We start from the raw sequence: 18,028 nt of genomic DNA on the forward strand, positions 1-18,028 counted from the left end.
TTCCGGGCTCTTAGCTAAAGCAATTTTAACCTAATGTTAAAAGGCAGTGGTGTGTACTTTCCTACTGAAAATAGTAAGGTAGATAATCTTGATATCAAGCCACAGCGACCAGTTCTCTACATACCATAGATCATGGGCGGTACGCTGCGTTTTTTGTTCTTTTGTGTCTGTGGGGCCACGCCAGCCGTTTACCTGGGCCCAACCGGTAATACCTGGTTTGAAATAGTGCCTTACCATGTACTTGTCCTCGGTTTCCTGGAATTGCTGGTTCAGGAACGTGCGGTGCGGTCTGGGCCCTACCACGCTCATGTTGCCAATCAAGACATTAATAAACTGAGGGAGTTCATCCAGGCTGTACTTGCGTAACACCTTGCCTATAGGGGTTATTCTGCAGTCATCTACTTGGGTTGAGAGAGTGCCGCCCGCCGCTGAATCATTTTCGCGCATACTCCTGAATTTAAAGACCTTAAACGGGGCGCCAGATTTGCCTATTCTTATGGGGCAATAAAACACCGGACCCGGGGAGTCTAGTTTGATCAACAGGGCAATGGTTAGGAAAACCGGTGATAAGAGAAGGAGTGCAAAGGTGGCGAAGATCTTATCAAAGGAGTTTTTCAGGAGAAAGGCAAAGGTCTCATCCAGGGGCAGCTGGCGCACGTGCAGCACATCCATATTGCCGTGGCGCTTGATCTTATAGTTCTTCCCGAAGACACTCTCATAGTCTGGAATGTACTTCACCCTGATGCCGTGGTAATCGGCGGCCTCCAGAATGCTTTTCATCTTCTTAGAGGGCTTAACGGGCAAGGCAATCACGATCTCATCTACCGGGTTATCGCGCAGGTATTCCTTCATGCCTTTCAGGTTACCCACCACCTTCTCGTTCTTTACCTGGCATTCTTCCTTCTTGCATTGTACGAAGCCCTTGATCTGGTAATCCGGGTCATGGTCCTCGTAGTAATGCTCCTCTATATTTTTGGCGATAGCTCCAACGCCAGCTATGAGGGTGTATTTTTTATTGCCTTTCTTAACTGGTTGGCCCAGGGTAGGGCTGTCCTTTGGCTGAGGGTCCTCTTTGCCGTCTGGGGCAGGGTCTGGAGTAGAAGGAGTAAAGTTGAAGCTCCTGGTAAAAGAAGTATCCTCCCGCGGCCAGGCGGTTCCTCCCGTAGAGCCGTTCAAATTCAGGAAAATGAGGTTATTGAAAACAGACGCGATCACCAGGCTGATAGAGAACGCCACCGCTGAGTTAATGATGGGAACGGCAAAGGCAAACAATGAATAAGTGAGCAGGGTTAGGGCAATGAGAATGGAGTACCTGATTTTTTTCCTCTGGGTTTTAGAATTAATGATTCTGCCGGTATAGGACTTATAAAGATCAAGGCACTGGTCTGCCAGTATGCCTAAAAAGGCCAGGTTGGCCAGAATGAACCAGGCGGGTTCCTGTTTTCCAGTGTTCTCCAGAAAGTAAAGCGTAAGAAGAAATAAAAGGGTGATAGTGATTAAATGCCTGCCAGAGAAAGAAGGGGGCCGCTTGTGTATTAAGTGTTCCATAACCTTGCAATATTTGATAGAAGAATAAATCCTAGCATTCCCTTTCCCCAATAGCCATAAGGGAATTCTAAACCGAAGTGTTACCAGGGTGCAGGAGAGATGAATTAAAGTAGGAAGAGTGGCAAAGGACCCGGCGCTAAAGAGCTATTGCTTTCACCGGGCGAATTGCCAGAGAATTTGTTTCCTAATGATCACCCCTGCCCTGGTGGCAATTACTGTTTCCGCCTCAAACCAAAAGCTGCCTTTACTGCACTAAGCGGCCCTTTGTAGCTTGATAGGAGTATTTGTCAAATGGTCTTGAGTAAGACAATGAAGAAAAGGTGACCTGGAGGTATTCTGTAGATCAATCAGCTGGTTCTTGTGCTTAGAGGCAAAAAAGAAACCTATTAAGAACAGGAAGGTACTTTGACGGACAAATCAGAACACGGTCACTTTTAGGGAAATAAGAAAGAAGTCTTTCTTATGGTGGTTTCCTATAAGAGTTTTAGAGGCTTTTTAGTCAGAAATCAGGTCTTGTCTCCACGCTTCATACTCTGTCTGTCTATAGTCGCTACCCGTGAATTTTCTGGAGCATATAAAAAATATAGGCCTGTAGCCTGCTGAATGGTAACAAGCAGGTTGCAACTGGAAGGAGAAATTCTCTGCCTATATTAGGTGGGGGTGCCAAAAATAATTACTTTCTTACTACTGATCTGGCGGAATTTGGGGAATGACTTTCTCCATATGCTTTTAATTAATAAAAATGCTACTGTTTACAGCAAAATGACTTTTAACACAATAAACGCTATTTTTGGCGGGGGACCGGGGGAAGATTAACTTAAAGTGTTTTACGATTTAATAATTAAAAAAGATAAAAAAAAATATAAATCTTTATATCTGACATTAAAAATATTTAAATAAAATTTTATTAAATATGGTTATATATAGATATTTCTGGATTGGTAGTGAAAAATGGAGAGAAAAGGCAGATTAACTTCATTTCCAAGATTGGCATACCACCAACTACACCGTTTGAAGCAGCATTGGTAAGCTATTTCACCCGAAACCCTCTTATTTAGTTAAAAGGCTAGGGCAATCACCCAAAAGAAACCTGCCTCTGAAACCTGTTTTTCAAGGCCGCAACCGAACCATAACCGACCAAAAGCTTATAAAAAATAAGGGCAGCAAGCTCAAAATTACCTGAAAACTAGTAATGGCTTAACCTAGCCCAGGCAGAGGAACGTTGGCCTTCAACTCTACTCTATGGTAATTGGGCTTGCCTCTTGGCAAAGAGAAGGGCAAAAGGCTGATAAAAAGAAAACCCCCACCGTTGGTTTGGTGAGGGTTGAAAGGTTAAAAGCAATCTATAGGTTCCGCTTCTAACTATAAGGTGAACATCCGTAGATGCCTTGGTTAATCAGTACCTGTTTTAGGCCTGCTTTCCTGAAAATAGCCATAAAACGTACCTACCTCTTGTTCTGCATACCAGAGCTAAAATATTTGCCAGACCTATCTGGTGAGGCTCTGCCGGAGAAACAGGTTTTAGCTGTTCTTGTCATATAAAGACTCCAAGGCTTCGGGCAGGTAGTTGTACTCAAAGGTAAACCCAGTCTGCAGTATTTTTGTGGCGCTCACGCGGCTACCTCCCAGTACAATCTCGCTCATTTCGCCCATCATCAGCTTCAGACCGAAGGCCGGAATATTAGGGAACACCAAAGGCTTGTTCATGACCTTGGCCAGGGCTTTGGTCAATTCTTCATTGGTGGCGGGGTGCGGGGCCACCGCATTGTAGACACCCTGCATCTGGCGGTCTTCTATGGCTTTGATGAACAGGCGGCACAGGTCATCAATATGAATCCAGGACATGTACTGCTTTCCCGAACCCAGGGCAGAGCCAGCCAGCATTTTAATGGGTTTGGCAATTTGAGGTAGGGCGCCGCCCTTGTTGCTCAACACAATGCCAATCCGGAAAATAACCGTCCTGATGCCCAGGTTGTGTACCTGCCACGACGCGTGCTCCCATTGTTTGCAGACCTCAGCCAGGAAGTCAGAGCCGTAGCTGCTTTCCTCCGTCATGAGCTTGTCTCCGGAGTTGCCGTAAATGCCCACCGCCGACGAGCCCAGGTAGCCTTTTACGTGGTGAGGGGTTTTCTCCAGGTAGTGGCAGAGCAGGTTGGTGCTCTGGACGCGGCTATCCAGAATGTCTTGCTTGCGGGAAGCCGTCCATTTCTCTCCGGCTACGCTGGTGCCTGCCAGGTTAATGATGTAGTCTGCGTATTTAATGGCATTCTCATCTATCTGCGATTTGCCAATATCCCACTTAAAGGTTTTATAAGAGGCGTATTTATCTGGGTTTCGGCTCAGGTGGGCCACCTCATAGCCGCTGTCAATCAGCATCTCTGATAAACGTGATCCCAATAATCCGGTGCCCCCGGCAATCAATATCTTTTCTGACATGCTGCTTTCTCTACAATCTAGGCGCTAACCTGCTTATACGGTTTTATTCCTGAAGGGGAAAAACAGTTCCCGCTCATTATAAAGTAGTGAAAATGGAAACACGTGCTACGTCTGAAAGATTCACCTCCCGCCACTTTCCTGCCGCTTTTTATTTAGGGTTTCTGATCGCCTGCAGAAACTCCAGCCGGTAGCCATCCTGCTCAAACAAACCTGAGTACTCAGAGGTGATGGTGCTGCTGCTCACGTCGTTCACGCCGCGGCTCATCACGCACAGGTGATCTGCCTCAATGAGCACGGCCACGTTGTCAGATTTGAGCACGTCACGTAGTTCCTGGGCAATCTGGCGGGTAAGGCGCTCCTGCACCTGCGGCCGGCGGCCGTAATACTGCACAATGCGGTTCAGCTTGGAAAGGCCAATCACGTGCTCATTGGGGATATAGGCCACGTGGGCTTTGCCGATGATGGGCACAAAGTGGTGCTCACAGCTGGAGTACAGGGTAATGTCACGCTCAATGAGCATCTGGCGGTAGCCGTACTTGTTCTCAAACAGGCGGGCCACCGGGCGGTTCTTGGGATTGAGGCCGTCAAAGATCTCTTTCACGTACATTTTGGCCACGCGGCGCGGCGTTCCTTTCAGGCTGTCATCTTCCAGGTCTAGGCCCAGCAGCTGCATGATCTCCGTGAAATGGTGGGCAATGCCGTCTATCTTCTGCTCATCTGTGAGGTCAAACGCGTCTGGGCGCAGGGGGGTGTCTAAAGAACCGGCCACGTGCTCTTCTTCGGGATCTTCCTCGTTCCAATCCCTTCTATCCATGGTATTCAACAAAATTTCTTTCGGTTTCAAATAAGGTGACGGACAAGGCAAAGCTTTCCGGTAAGTGGGGGCGTAAACGCTGCCAGGTAACTACGGCTATATTCTCAGCGGTGGGATTCAGGTTTTTAAACTCCTCAGTGTCCAAATTTAGGTTTCTGTGGTCAAATTTATCTAAAATTTCCGCTTTTATCAGCAGGCTCAGCTTTTTCATGTCATAGACATACCCCGTGTCTGGGTCTACCGGCCCGGTAAGCTTTACAATAAGGTTATAGTTGTGCCCATGGTAGTTGGGGTTGTTGCAGAGGCCAAAAACCTTCTGGTTCTGCTCGTCAGACCAGGCGGGGTTATGAAGCCGATGGGCCGCGTTAAAGTTTTCCTTTCTACAGATGGTAACGTTCATGCAGGTTAAACCCCAAACAGGGCATTTTGGTTTTAGGCCTTTTGTTGGTGGGCAGCCGAGTGAGCTTTCAGGCCGGCCAATTCTGTTTTTTTGCCTAATTTAAGGGTCTAATTTCAGAGTAGTTTATCATGCGCGTAAAACGTACACATTTTTTGGCCATCGCCTTGCTGGTGGCATTTTTTGGATTGACTTCCGTTGCCAGGGCGCAACGGGCCGCCGTAGAGGAAACCGAGCAGGAGATCAACGGCATCAAACACAAGGGCCAACGCCTCCTTATCCAGCTGGACCCCAAGACCGTGGAGAAAGCCTGGGCCGGTTACCTCAAGGAGAAATCTGGCGGAGCGGTGAAAGGCCCCTCTATGTTGCCCACCGCCAAAGCCCAGGCCTCCAAAGGAATCTACACCGTGGAGCAGGGCAGAATAGACACCATCACCAGTAACCCCGTACGCATTGTCTCTAAAGTGGAAGGCACCCGCGAAGGAACCCAGGTGTGGTGGACGTTTGACATGGGCAACGCCTACCTCACCAAAAAAGAAACCGCCAAAGAGTGGGCTGCCGCCGAGGCCCTATTGCAGCAATTCGCCCGCAACCTGTATATCCAGGACGTGCGGCAGCAGATCGCAGACGCTGAGAAAGTGGTGGTGAACACCCAGGCAGACGCAGACCGCGTGGTACGGCAGGCCGATGAGCTCAAAAACAAGATCGCCAGGAACCAGCAGAAGAAACTGGACCTGGAGGCCGCCCTGGCCGCGAATGCCCAGGAACTGGAACAGCTGAACAAAGACGTGGCGCAAAACCTTAAGCAACAGCAGGAGGCCCAGAAAGAGGTGGAGAAAATGCGCCATGCCGTAGAATTAGTGAAAGGCAAGCTGGAGAAGATCAACTAACCTTACTAGTGAGCGTGTTTTGGAGGTGTTTTCACTAAAACAGGCTGAAAACGGAAACTTCCCTGGCTTTTGAAAAGAGGGCTGTGAATTTAAGTTGACATCTCCTTCAGGTTAAAGTTAAAACGGCGAGGCCCTCTGTTGCAAAACAGAGGGCCTCGCCGTTTTAAAGCTATTTTCCGGAAAACGTCCTCAAAACGCAGGGCGTGGCTTAGTGTGTCCAGGACCCGAATTTGCCTGCCTGGTAATCGGCGTAGGCTTGTTGGATCTCGGCCTGGGTGTTCATCACGAACGGCCCCTGCGCCACCACGGGCTCATTGAACGGCGCGGCATGCCCGAAGAGCAGAATGCTGTCCTCAGAAGCCTCTACCGTTAACTCTGTTCCATCATTATTGAATTCCACCAGATTCCGGAAGGGCACCTGCTGGCCGTTCACCGTGAGGGTGCCTTTGATAATGTAAAAAAAGATGTTGCGCTCAGCGGGAACGGGCACAGCCAGTTTTCCGCCCGGCTTAAAGTAAACGGTGCTGAGCACAATGTCTGAGAGGGTCTCAAAGGCGCCTTTATGCCCGCCCCAGGTGCCGGAAACCAGGTTCACGGTTACCCTGCCATCATCTAGCGTGAAGCTGGGAATTTGCTCCTTCTGCAGGCCTTCATAGCGGGGCTCGGTCATCTTGTATTTGGCCGGCAGGTTCACCCAGAGTTGCAGAATCTCCAATGGGCCGCCGTTTTGCTTGAACGCATCAGAAGAAACCTCGGCATGGATCAACCCGCTGCCGGCGGTCATCCACTGCACGCCACCCGCGGTAATCACGCTCTCATGACCCCCCGAGTCTTTGTGCATGATGTCGCCTTCCAGGATAAAGGTGACAGTTTCCATGCCTCGGTGCGGATGCGGACCGAACGGCAGGCCCCGGTTGTTGGGCTTGTACTCCTGGTACCCGTGGTGGTTCAGGAACAGGAATGGGTCTACCTGCTGCAGGCTACGCGAGGGCAGCGGCGAATAGGTGATCAGGTCAGCGATAGGGGAGTATTCGGCTTTATGGATTTTCTTGATGGTTCTCATGTGGGTACCTTTAATACGGTGCTATATACGCAGCCTGCCGCAAACCAGTAGCCCATGGTTTTCTCTGGGTAAGTATCTTTTCCCCTGATCCTACTGCAGGCAATGCTTTTCAATAGCCATGGCTACCCCGTCCTCGGTGCTAGGAGCGGTCACTTCCTTGGCCACGGCTTTCACCTCCTCGCGGGCGTTGCTCACGGCTATGCCCAACCCCACGGCCTGCAGCATCTCTATGTCATTGTAGTTATCACCGAAGGCCATCACAGACTCCAGCCCGAAATCATATTGATGTTTCAGGAGCATTTCCAGCGCCGAGGCCTTGGAAATGGATTTGGGCGCAATCTCCAGGTAAGTGTTCTTGGACCGGTACACATGCAGCTGGTCGTCAAAGGTCTGGGTGAGATTTTGATAAATGCCCTGGATTTCCTCCTCGGGGCCCATACACATCACCTTGTGCGCGCCGATGGCTTGGCGTTGCCATTCCTGCACTACCTCCAGGGTGGTTCCTATGGTTGGAGTAACCTTGGTGTTCCTGATTTCGCGCTGGGTCCAGTAATCTTCCTGCGGGGCGTGCCAGGCATCATCCTGGTACAGGCTCACGTGAACGCTGGTGCCCTGCGCCAGTTCCTGAATGTACGCGCAAAGCTGCGCCGGAATCTGCACCGTGTCCAACACCTGGGGTTCCTTGGTGCCGTCCTCAAACAGCAGCACGTACCCACCGTTGAAACAGATCAGGGGGTGGTGTAGAATGCCCAGTTCTTCCTGCAAATGGCGCATAGCACTAGGCATCCGGGACGATGCCAGAATAAACGGCATATCCTGGGGCAGGCGTTGTACGGCAGCAATGGTTCTGGCAGAAAGCTCGCGGTCACTGTCTAGCAACGTGCTGTCAATATCGGTGCAAATGGCGCGGATGTTCATATGGGTAAGGGGAAGCATAATGTTAGTTTGCCAAAGGTACGGGAGTTACCATGTGATTTGGCATTAAAGTAGGCGAAAAGCGTTTCAGGGGTGTTTTAGGGAAAACAAGCTCGAAACACTAAGACCTTAATAAACCGCAGACTCTCCCCTTGAGGGGAGCGCAGAGGGGTGTTTACATAGGAGAGCAGGCATTGAGTGAATCTCATAGACCAAAGTCACGGAAGTAAATCCGCGCCATAGAGGAGTTATATGAGAAGCCACTGGCGCAGACACTCGTAGGAGCTGCGCGCACTACGAGATCTTTTGATCGGATAGCATCGTAATTTCTAATCCCAACTCAGAACTCCCTCCTTAAATTTCTCGCTTCTCCATGCCCAAAATCTCTCTAAAGGTTTCTTGGCCAGGGATGAGCCGTTTCAGGTTTTCCAGGAGGGTAATAGAGCGATCAATTCTGAGTTGAGAGCTTTTCACGGCGCTTACGTGGTTGATGATGTAGCGCTGCATGCCGGGCTTGAGTTGGTCAAAGCGGGCCTTGCCGGCGTCGTCCTGGCGCAGAAGCTCGGCCAGTTCCTCGGGGACCGGCGTGCCGAACTCGCTGTCGTCTTTCTGCAGGAGAACCGAGGCGGGGCTGCCTTCCTTTAGGCCAAGCTGTTTCAGGCGCGCCTTGGTGAGGGTGATGTAGGCCCGGCCCTGGCCCAGCGCCACAATGCCACATTGGTAAGTAATGGTGCTGTTCACGGTGCAGTGCAGCCGCACGTTGAATTTTCCGCCTAAGGCCTGCACCACGTTGGCGGGCACTTCCAGGTAATGGGTGCCCATGAGGTGCTCTAGCTTGCCAATGTGGGTGGTGAACTGAAGGGGAGTCATAGCGGTGAGGGTGGAAAGGGAAATCCGTTTTGGGGCTGTTTTCTGCAAAACGGCCCCAAAACGGATTTTATATATTTTCAGGAAAGCAAAGCCCGTCTACGCTTCTTGCCGGAAGGCCTTGAACTGGTTGATCAATCCGTTGGTGGAGCTGTCGTGGCTGGTGACTTCCTCGGTAGAGGTCAACTCCGGAAGGATTTTCTTGGCTAGTTGCTTGCCCAGTTCCACGCCCCATTGGTCAAAGCTGTAGACGTTCCAGATCACGCCCTGCACGAAGATCTTATGCTCGTACATGGCAATCAGGCTGCCCAGGGTTCTGGGAGTCAGTTGCCTGAACAGGATGGAGTTGGTGGGCCGGTTCCCTTCAAAGACCTTGAAGGCCTTCAGGTTCTGGACGTCCTGCTGGGTGCACCCTTGCTGCTGCATTTCCTCGGTTACCTGCTCCTCGGTTTTGCCGTTCATCAGGGCCTCAGTCTGCGCGAAGAAGTTGGCCATCAGTTTGGCGTGGTGATCGCCGATGGGGTTATGGCTGAGGGCCGGGGCCAGGAAATCACATGGGATAAGCTTGGTGCCCTGGTGGATGAGCTGGTAAAACGCGTGCTGGCCGTTGGTGCCCGGCTCGCCCCAGATGATGGGTCCGGTCTGGTAGTTCACGGTCTCGCCGTTGCGGTCTATGTACTTTCCGTTGCTTTCCATATCGCCCTGCTGGAAGTAGGCCGCAAAGCGGTGCATATACTGGTCATACGGCAGCAGCGCGTGGCTTTCCGCCTCATAGAAGTTGTTGTACCAGATGCCTAGCAAGGCCAGAATCACGGGCAGGTTCTGCTCTAGCGGCGTCTTTCTAAAGTGGTTGTCCATGGCGTGGGCGCCGGCCAGCAGTTCCCTGAAGTTCTCATAGCCTACGGTGCAGGCAATAGACAAGCCAATCGCCGACCACAGCGAGTAACGACCACCTACCCAGTCCCAGAACCCGAACATGTTCTGGGTGTCAATGCCAAACTCGGCCACGGCCTGGGCGTTGGTGGAAAGCGCCACGAAGTGCTTTTTGATATGCTCCTCGTCCCCGGCCTGCTCCAGAAACCAGGTGCGCGCGCTGTGGGCGTTGGTCATGGTCTCCTGGGTGGTAAAGGTCTTGGAGGCAATCATGAAGAGGGTGGTCTCCGGGTTGATCTTTTTCAGGGTCTCAGCAATGTGGGTGCCGTCCACGTTTGAGACAAAATAGGTAGTGATGTTGGGTTTCTGGTAGGCTTTGAGCGCCTCGGTGACCATAACCGGACCCAGGTCAGAGCCGCCAATGCCAATGTTCACAATGGTGTCAATGGGTTTGCCAGTATAGCCTGCCCAGGCTCCGTTGACCACGGCATTGGAGAATTTCTCTACTTGCGCCAGCACCCGGTTTACCTCGGGCATCACATCCTTTCCGTCTTCCAGAATGGGGGTGCCAGACAGGTTGCGCAAGGCCACGTGCAACACGGCGCGGTCCTCGGTGAAGTTGATTTTCTCCCCGGTAAACATGGCTTCAATGGCCTCCTGCAGCCCGCATTCCTCGGCTAGCTGCACCAGCAATTGAGTGGTTTCCTGGGTAATCCTGTTCTTGGAGTAGTCCAGGAGAATGTCTTCAAAGGTGACGCTAAACTTCTCAAACCGCTGCGGGTCTGCCGCGAAAGCGTCTCTCAGGTGATGGTCTTTGGTTTGCGCGTAGTGCTGCGTTAGTTTCGCCCAGGCTTGGGTAGTGGTAGGATTTATGGATGGAAACATGCCAGATTCTTTTAGTCAATGTTAAGAGGAGCGAAGATAGGGATTGTGGCTAGTTTAGGAAACCGTTGGGTGAAAGTTAGGCGTTAGATGATAACCAGGTACTTCTGTTTTAAGGCGGATTTCCTGAAAACAGGCCCAAAATGGAGCGCATGTCTACTGCACCCACTTTTGGATCAGTTGGTCGGCGTAGGCTTCGTCTTTCCAGCCAACCAGGCGGGTGGGTTTGCGGGCATCTACGTTCAGGTACCACTGCTGCAGAATGCTCTTGACCGCCGGGTACCGGGCCGAGAAATCACTGTACGAGTTGGGGGAGATGGTCTGTTCGCTGGGCTTGGCCGGTACGCTCACCACTATATGACGTAGCTCGCCGCCGCTTTCCAGAATCAAAACGCCCACGGGCAGAATCTCCAGCACCGTACCCGGCTCTTTCTGGTTGCAAAGCACGATCACGGGCACCGGTGCGGCGGGCCTTCCGGTCACCGAGTCTACCAGGGTGGAGGGGATAAAGCCCTCGTTGCCCGGATAGGGGAGGAATTCCAGCTTGCGGGGCTGCCCGGCCTCCAGTTGCGGGACAAACTTCTTCTCCTGCCGGTCATACACCTGCGGCAACGTAGACCCCGAAGGCGTTTCTATCACCGCCTGCCACTGCTTGGTATCGGCTATGGCCGGTAACTCCTGGTAATTGGTGGTGCAGCCTGCAAAGAAAAAAAGCGCCAGAAAGAACAGTGAAAGCTGCCGGATTTTGATTGCAAAAGATGGTAGGAAGATGGGCATGAAGAGAGAAAAGCGTTTTGGGCCTGTTTTCCCTAAGTTAGGCTAAAAACAGCATTTCACACCAAGCCCACGAGGAGAATCAGCTGCAATTTTTATGGCTTTGCAAGAAATATTTTCAATACTGGTTCTGAATGCCATCTAACATTTTTGCCCCTCCCAAAGAGTCTTGTGAACGAGCTGTAATTGCTTTTACTCAAGCGTTATTACCGTTCGCCCACAATTTCCTTTCAGGATGACAGCAAGAGGGAAATCATGCCATCCTTCACTCAATCACTCATTAACCTACTGCATCTCATCCAGCAACCGGAATGGGTTTAGCTTCTGGAGGTCCACGGAGTACCGGATGTTGCGGGTAAAGTCCTTGAAACTCTTGGGCAAGTCACCGGAGTAATTGCTGCCCGCCACCGGAAAATAAATCTGGACGGCCTTCCGCAGGAAGGTCCATTGCAGGCCCGTGCCGTAGAAAAGTTTGTCTTGCTCCTGAATACGGCCCAGGTCCAGGTAGGCAGCCAGCGGGGTCACGGGTAAATCTGCCGTCAAGTTAAGGGTAGCCATCCATTCTTTGCTGATGACCGGGACTCTGTTACGGAAACCTCCATCCTGGCGGTCGGTTTGCCTAATGGCGGCCGGGTTGCTGGCGCTGGGCGTGAACATGTCCTGGCGGTTAAAGAAAGGCGTCTGCTTGAGGTAATCTGGGCTTCCGGCCAAGCCCAACACAAACAGGTTTTGGGGCGATTGATCTCCGGTCATGACACCTACAAAGCCGCGCAGTCGTATTTCCTTGTCTTCTTGGTACTTGCGCCAAGCGTCAACGGAGAGCCGCAGCCGGATGGGGTTGTAATCTGTAAAGCCTTTTTCAGTCAGGATCACCGGGGAAGAGGGAATCAGGCGGTACCGGTGCATGGTTGCGTCCAGGTCTACCTTAATGCCGGCTATGGCGTTTTCTGTGAATAATTGGTAGGCCACTCTGGGCGCTTCCAGGTCAGTGACCAGGTCATCCAACACAATATGATAGGCCAGAGAAAGCTGCTGGCGCGGCGTGCCTGGGGTGTTCAACCGATTCTTGAAGGTGAGGCTGGGCGTAAAGGCCTTAAAAGTAGCGAACCGCTGCGCCTGCACGCTTATTTCTACTTTCCTCAGGAATCCCTGCGCAGGAATTCGGTACCGTACCTCAGCTAACCCCGTCAAGTGGCTGCTCCCGAAGCCGTACATGGGCATGACCAGATAGTTGAACCTGTGCTCGGTGAGTAAGGAGTTATAAAAAGCGGCGCCCACCTGCAACTTGTCTACGCTGTTATAGCCGGCGGTAGGTGCCCAAAAAAGCTGCTTACGGTCGTTCCGTTCTACGCCGGCCAGCGGCTGTAGGTGCAGGGGCTCGTCTTTGGGGAATAGGCGGCCCAGGCGGTATTGGTTGTCGCGGCGATCTAGTTCCGGGAACAGATACTCGGGGTCCAGCATCACGCGGTCAATGCCCCGGGCAGTGAAGGTGACCGTCTGTTCCTTCTGCCCCGGCTTGGTCCAGTAAGATTCCAAGAGCTGGCCCTCTGCGTTTAGCGCGGCCACCTGCACTGGCAACAGCAGCTTTCCGGTCTCCGTTACTACCACCTGCGTTTCGCGGGCAGAGGCATACACCTTTTTTAAATGCGCATCTGGGATAGTGGTAGACGGCAGATACTCCTGGAAAAACCAACCCAAAGACTCCCCGGTAGATTTTTCCAGCACGGCCTGCAGGTCCTTAGGCGCCGGGTGCCGGAACTGCCACTGGCGGTAATACTGGTGCATGGCGCTGTCCAGGCGGGCAGTACCCAAATACTTCTCCAGGTACAGAAACAGCTGCGCGGTTTTGAGGTAAACGCCGGTGCCATAGTTGATGCTCCTGAACGAGGCCGCCGGACCCGTGATAGGTTGGTCAAGTCCCCGGCTCGCCGCCGACAGGTAGGCCGGGGCGTCAATGCCGGCGGGTGGCAGGTCATCCACAGATAGCAGCTTGCCCAGAAAATTCTGGTTCACCTCACTGGAGACCATGCCGGCATACGGGCTGCGCTGCGCCTTCGTCCTGAACTCATAGTAAGAATTGATGCCCTCGTCCAGCCAGGGGTGCTCGCGCTCGTTGCTGCCCAGAATACCGTAAAACCAGTTGTGCCCCACCTCATGAATAATGGCGGCTGGCTCGGTGACGGTCACCATAGGGTACTCCATTCCCGCGCCGGCACTCAGAGCCGCATCTACCGCCGTAGCCTGACTGTACGGATAGTCACCTAACCACAGGGAGTAAGAATACACCGCATCATTGATGTCCTGCACCGACTTTACCCATTCCCCGGCGTCTTTATTGGTGAACAGCAGCCAGGTGGTGACCGCGCGTTTGGAGTAAGGCAATTTAACTTCGCTTTTGAGCACGTTAAACCGCTTGTCCGCGAACCAGGCGAAGTCATGAATACGGTCTTGTTTGTAGTGCAATGTTTTGGTGGCTTTCGCAGAAGGCGGAAAGGCCAGGTCCTGCGCATCAAACTCTTTCCTGGCGGCTGTCACCAGGGCCAGGCTATCCATGCGGGCTTGTTCCTGCGGGTTCTGCAATTCGCCGGTGGCGCCCACGGTGTAGTTGGCGGGCAAGGTAATGCGCACATCAAATGACCCGAACTCCGAGTAAAACTCGCCCTGATCCAGATACGGCATGGGGTGCCAGCCTTCCTGGTCAAACACGGCTGGCTTGGGGTACCACTGCGAGATCTGGTAAGACTGCCCCACATGCCCAAGCCGGGAGAAAGAATCGGGTAGCTTCACCTGGAAGGGCGTAGTGACCGTGATTCTGCTGCCTGGCGCCAGCGGCTGGTTCAAGATGAGCTTCATGATATCCGGGTTCCTAGGGTCAAGTTCCCATTTCACCGGCTGCCCGTTTACTTTGAAATCAAGGCCTGAAATGGAACCCCGGGCTTCTTGAGGCGAAAAATGAAAGGTGGCATCATTGTTTACCAGTTGCTGCTTGGCGAAGGCGGTGTTGCGGTCCTGGTAGGCGTTGGGCCACAGGTGGAAGTACAGAAATGTAAGCGTCTCCGGGGAATGGTTCACGTATTCCAGTTGCTCTTTGCCCGTGAGGGTATGGTTCTGATCATTGAGCGCGACCTCAATTTTGTAATTCACTTCCTGCTGCCAGTACGAGAGCGTTTGGGCAAAGCTGGTAAAGGAAAGCAGGAGCAACAGGGGGAGCAGGAGACGGGAAGGCAGCATTAACAGAAAGATTTGCTTCAAAATACGATTTTCTATGCAATAGCGGGGCTGCAAAGAAAAGAACCTTTTCCCTTAATTTCTCATCGGCTTGCCGCCTGGCATTATGTTTATCGCGGGCAAAGGTGTATTTTAGACGTTTTAGTGCCGTTTTCCTGAAAACAGGCTCAAAACGCAAACCCACAGCTTTTACTTCTACCGCATATGAACACATTCCAAAAATGGACAGCCGTGGCTGGCCTGCTGGCTGTGGCCCACACCGCCCCGGCCCAGAACACCAATCTGCACGCCCTCATAGACCAACAGGCAGATAAACTGGAGAGCAAGGTCATCCAATGGCGCCGTGATATCCACCAGAACCCTGAACTAAGCAACCGTGAGGTAAAGACCGCCGAGAAAATAGCCAAGCACCTGAAAAGCCTGGGTTTTGAGGTACAGACCGGTGTGGCCAAAACCGGCGTGGTGGGCATTCTCAAAGGTGGCCAGCCCGGACCCGTAGTGGCCCTTCGCGCCGATATGGACGCCTTGCCCGTGACTGAGCGTAACAGCCTGCCCTTTGCCTCTAAGGTGAAGACTACCTTCAATAACCAGCAGGTGGGCGTGATGCACGCTTGCGGCCATGACACCCACGTGGCCATGCTCATGGGGGCCGCCGAGATTCTGGCCCAGCACAAGAAAGACCTCAAAGGCACCGTCAAGTTCATTTTCCAGCCCGCTGAGGAGGGAGCCCCGGCCGGGGAAGAAGGCGGCGCCGATGTGATGGTGGCCGAAGGGGTGCTTGCCAACCCCAAAGTAGACGCCATTTTTGGCATTCACATTAACTCCGCCACTGAGGTAGGCACCATGAAATACCGTCCGCAGGGCACCATGGCCAGCTCAGATAACTTCAAGATCAAGGTGAAAGGCCGGCAGGCGCACGGCGCGTACCCCTGGATGAGCGTAGACCCCATCGTGGTGTCGGCGCAGATCATCAACGGCATCCAGACCATTGTGAGCCGCCAGATGGAGCTCACCAATGAAGCCGCGGTGATCACGGTGGGCGCCATCCACGGCGGGGTAAGGACCAACATCATCCCTGAGGAAGTGGAGATGATTGGCACCATTCGGTCGCTGGACCCCAAAATGCAGGACCAGCTCCATGAGAAACTGCGACGTACCGCCGAGATGATTGCCGCCAGCGCCGGCGCTACCGCTACGGTGGAGATTGTGAAAAACACGCCTATCACCTATAACCACGAGAAACTCACCGCCCACATGCTGCCTTCGTTACAGACGTTGGCGGGTCAGCAGAACGTGGTGCTTACCAAAGCCGTAACCGGGGCCGAGGATTTTGCCTACTACCAGCAGAAAGTGCCGGGTATGTTCGTGTTTGTGGGGGGTATGGCCAAAGGGCAGGACCCCTCTAAAATGCCGGCGCACCACACACCAGATTTCATGATTGACGAAAGCGGCCTGAAATTAGGCGTCCGCACGCTGGCCTACCTGGCCGTAGATTACCTGAACAACCCGTTGAAATAACACTTCACGAGAACTATTTAAGGCATTGTGTTTCGGCCCTGGTTTCCCAAAACCTGGGCCGAAATGGTTTATTAAAGATGCTGTAGCCTAATCTTTCAAGGATGTCTTGAGGTTCACAATCTGTCCACAAGCATTGCCCTCATTTTCGTCCCCCTTTGAAGGGGGTAGGGGGATGGCCGCACGTTCTGAAAAGTACGTTTCAAGCGTATTTTCCTTAAAACAGTCTCAAGGGGCCAGCGGTTGTGACAGGTGGCCAGGAGAGGGCCTGTATAAAAGCCCTACAACGGAAGCAGGGCAACTTTACTAATGATTATTCCAACACCGGCCACCGCCACCCGCCCCATAAAATTCCTTTTCTTGATTGTGCGGCGTACTTTTGTGTTTACGGGCTGTTTTTCCTGAAACGGCTCCAAACTACTTAGCTACTTATGCTTCTCCCTAATAGAATATTTCCCCTTTTTGTTAGCTTCCTGGCCCTGGCCACTGCCGGTTTTGCCCAAAGTGCTACGGCACCCTCCCAGCTAGACCAACTGGCAGACAAGGTAGAACCCAAAGTCATTCAATGGCGCCGCGACCTGCACCAGAACCCCGAGCTGGGAAACTTTGAGGTGAAGACTGCCGAGAAAATCGCGAAGCACCTGAAAAGCCTGGGGCTGGAGGTAAAGACCGGGGTAGCCAGAACCGGTGTGGTGGGTATTCTCAAAGGCGGACAGCCGGGGCCGGTAGTAGCCCTGCGGGCCGATATGGATGCCTTGCCGGTGGTGGAGAACAACACCCACAACCTGCCCTTCGCGTCTAAAGTGAAGACCACCTTTGAGGGACAACAGGTGGGCGTGATGCATGCCTGCGGCCATGATGCGCACGTGGCCATGCTTATGGGCGTTGCCGAGGTGCTGAGCGTAATGAAAAAAGACCTGAAAGGAACCGTCAAGTTTATCTTCCAGCCCGCCGAGGAAGGCTCGGCTCCCGGGCAGGTGGGTGGCGCGAAGCTGATGGTTCAGGAAGGTGTGCTGGAAAGCCCTAAGGTAGACGCCATTTTCGGGCTGCACATTAGGTCAGATGTGGAAGTGGGGACCATTACCTATCGGCCGCAGGGCATGATGGCCAGCTCAGATAACTTCAAGATTACCGTAAAGGGCCAGCAGGCGCACGGCGGAACCCCCTGGATGGGTGTGGACCCCATCGTGACCTCGGCCTACATTGTCACCGCGCTGCAAACCATTGTGAGCCGGCAGATGGACGTGACCAACGCCGGTGCCGTCCTTACGGTGGGAGCCATTAACGGCGGCGTGCGCGCCAACATTGTGCCCAACCAGGTGGAAATGATCGGGACCATCAGGGCCCTGGATGTGCCCATGCAACTACAGATTCATGAGCGCCTGAAGAAAACCGCCACTAGCATTGCCACCGGAGCCGGGGCTACCGCCGAGGTGGAGATTCAGGAGATGACGCCAGTGACCTACAATCATGAAAAACTTACCGCGCACATGCTGCCTTCGCTCCAGCGCGTGGCCGGTACCAGCCAGGTGAAACTGACTAAGCCCGTGACTATTGCCGAAGACTACGCCTATTTCCAGCAGAAAATACCGGGCCTCTACCTTTTCCTGGGCGGCATGCCCAAAGGTCAGGACCCTGCTACGGCACCTTCGCACCACACCCCAGATTTTTACATTGAGGAAAGCGGCCTGAAGTTAGGCGTGAAAGCGCTGGCGGCTCTGGCTGTTGACTACCTCAACAACCCTTTGAAGTAACAGCTGTTTTGAGCCTATTTTCCAGAAAACAGGCTCAAAACAGCTTACTGGTCCTGCTTCATCTTATAGGCT

At 52.8% G+C, this 18,028-nt stretch carries 13 protein-coding genes; 3 read left to right on the forward strand and 10 right to left on the reverse strand.

Going from position 1 to position 18,028, the window contains the following annotated elements:
* Positions 1–36: 36 nt before the first annotated feature.
* The 4 genes from TH63_RS19745 to TH63_RS01710 form a co-directional block, all read right to left on the reverse strand.
* Complete coding sequence (locus TH63_RS19745; protein ID WP_053093718.1) at positions 37–1,548, reverse strand: exopolysaccharide biosynthesis polyprenyl glycosylphosphotransferase; 1,512 nt, start codon at positions 1,546–1,548, stop codon at positions 37–39.
* A 1,521-nt stretch (positions 1,549–3,069) separates the two neighbouring features.
* Complete coding sequence (locus TH63_RS01700) at positions 3,070–3,984, reverse strand: TIGR01777 family oxidoreductase (RefSeq protein WP_048919404.1); 915 nt, start codon at positions 3,982–3,984, stop codon at positions 3,070–3,072.
* A gap of 148 nt (positions 3,985–4,132) precedes the next feature.
* Positions 4,133–4,798 (reverse strand): GTP cyclohydrolase I FolE, encoded by a 666-nt coding sequence (gene folE, locus TH63_RS01705; protein WP_048919405.1) that lies wholly within the window; start codon positions 4,796–4,798, stop codon positions 4,133–4,135.
* Positions 4,791–5,198, reverse strand: coding sequence for a 6-pyruvoyl trahydropterin synthase family protein (locus TH63_RS01710; RefSeq protein WP_048919406.1), 408 nt, complete (start codon positions 5,196–5,198; stop codon positions 4,791–4,793). The genes folE and TH63_RS01710 overlap by 8 nt, the downstream gene beginning before the upstream one ends.
* Before the next feature lie 128 nt (positions 5,199–5,326).
* Here TH63_RS01710 and TH63_RS01715 point away from each other — a divergent pair, with 128 nt between their 5' ends.
* On the forward strand, positions 5,327–6,085 hold the full coding sequence (locus tag TH63_RS01715; protein WP_048919407.1) for a hypothetical protein: 759 nt from the start codon (positions 5,327–5,329) through the stop codon (positions 6,083–6,085).
* A gap of 208 nt (positions 6,086–6,293) precedes the next feature.
* Here TH63_RS01715 and TH63_RS01720 read toward each other — a convergent pair whose 3' ends face one another.
* From TH63_RS01720 to TH63_RS20450, 6 genes are all read right to left on the reverse strand, one after another.
* Positions 6,294–7,148 carry a pirin family protein gene (locus TH63_RS01720; protein WP_048919408.1) on the reverse strand — a complete coding sequence of 285 codons (855 nt, stop codon included), beginning with the start codon at positions 7,146–7,148 and terminating at the stop codon, positions 6,294–6,296.
* 90 nt (positions 7,149–7,238) lie between these two features.
* Positions 7,239–8,066, reverse strand: coding sequence for a Cof-type HAD-IIB family hydrolase (locus tag TH63_RS01725; RefSeq protein ID WP_048919409.1), 828 nt, complete (start codon positions 8,064–8,066; stop codon positions 7,239–7,241).
* A gap of 351 nt (positions 8,067–8,417) precedes the next feature.
* Entirely contained in the window at positions 8,418–8,933 is a 516-nt protein-coding gene (locus tag TH63_RS01730; RefSeq protein ID WP_048922517.1) for a YdeI/OmpD-associated family protein, read from the reverse strand.
* Between the two features lie 96 nt (positions 8,934–9,029).
* Positions 9,030–10,688, reverse strand: coding sequence for a glucose-6-phosphate isomerase (pgi, locus tag TH63_RS01735; RefSeq protein WP_048919410.1), 1,659 nt, complete (start codon positions 10,686–10,688; stop codon positions 9,030–9,032).
* Positions 10,689–10,841: 153 nt separating this feature from the next.
* Complete coding sequence (locus tag TH63_RS01740; protein ID WP_048919411.1) at positions 10,842–11,462, reverse strand: inorganic diphosphatase; 621 nt, start codon at positions 11,460–11,462, stop codon at positions 10,842–10,844.
* A 282-nt stretch (positions 11,463–11,744) separates the two neighbouring features.
* Complete coding sequence (locus tag TH63_RS20450; RefSeq protein WP_048919412.1) at positions 11,745–14,690, reverse strand: M1 family metallopeptidase; 2,946 nt, start codon at positions 14,688–14,690, stop codon at positions 11,745–11,747.
* Positions 14,691–14,891: 201 nt separating this feature from the next.
* On the opposite strand from TH63_RS20450, the gene TH63_RS01750 reads away from it, so the two are divergent.
* Positions 14,892–16,205 carry an amidohydrolase gene (locus tag TH63_RS01750; protein WP_048919413.1) on the forward strand — a complete coding sequence of 438 codons (1,314 nt, stop codon included), beginning with the start codon at positions 14,892–14,894 and terminating at the stop codon, positions 16,203–16,205.
* Positions 16,206–16,633: 428 nt separating this feature from the next.
* Entirely contained in the window at positions 16,634–17,956 is a 1,323-nt protein-coding gene (locus tag TH63_RS01755) for an amidohydrolase (protein ID WP_048919414.1), read from the forward strand.
* The last annotated feature ends 72 nt before the right edge of the window (positions 17,957–18,028 follow it).

Source organism: Rufibacter radiotolerans (assembly GCF_001078055.1).
In the GTDB taxonomy this organism is placed as follows: domain Bacteria; phylum Bacteroidota; class Bacteroidia; order Cytophagales; family Hymenobacteraceae; genus Nibribacter; species Nibribacter radiotolerans.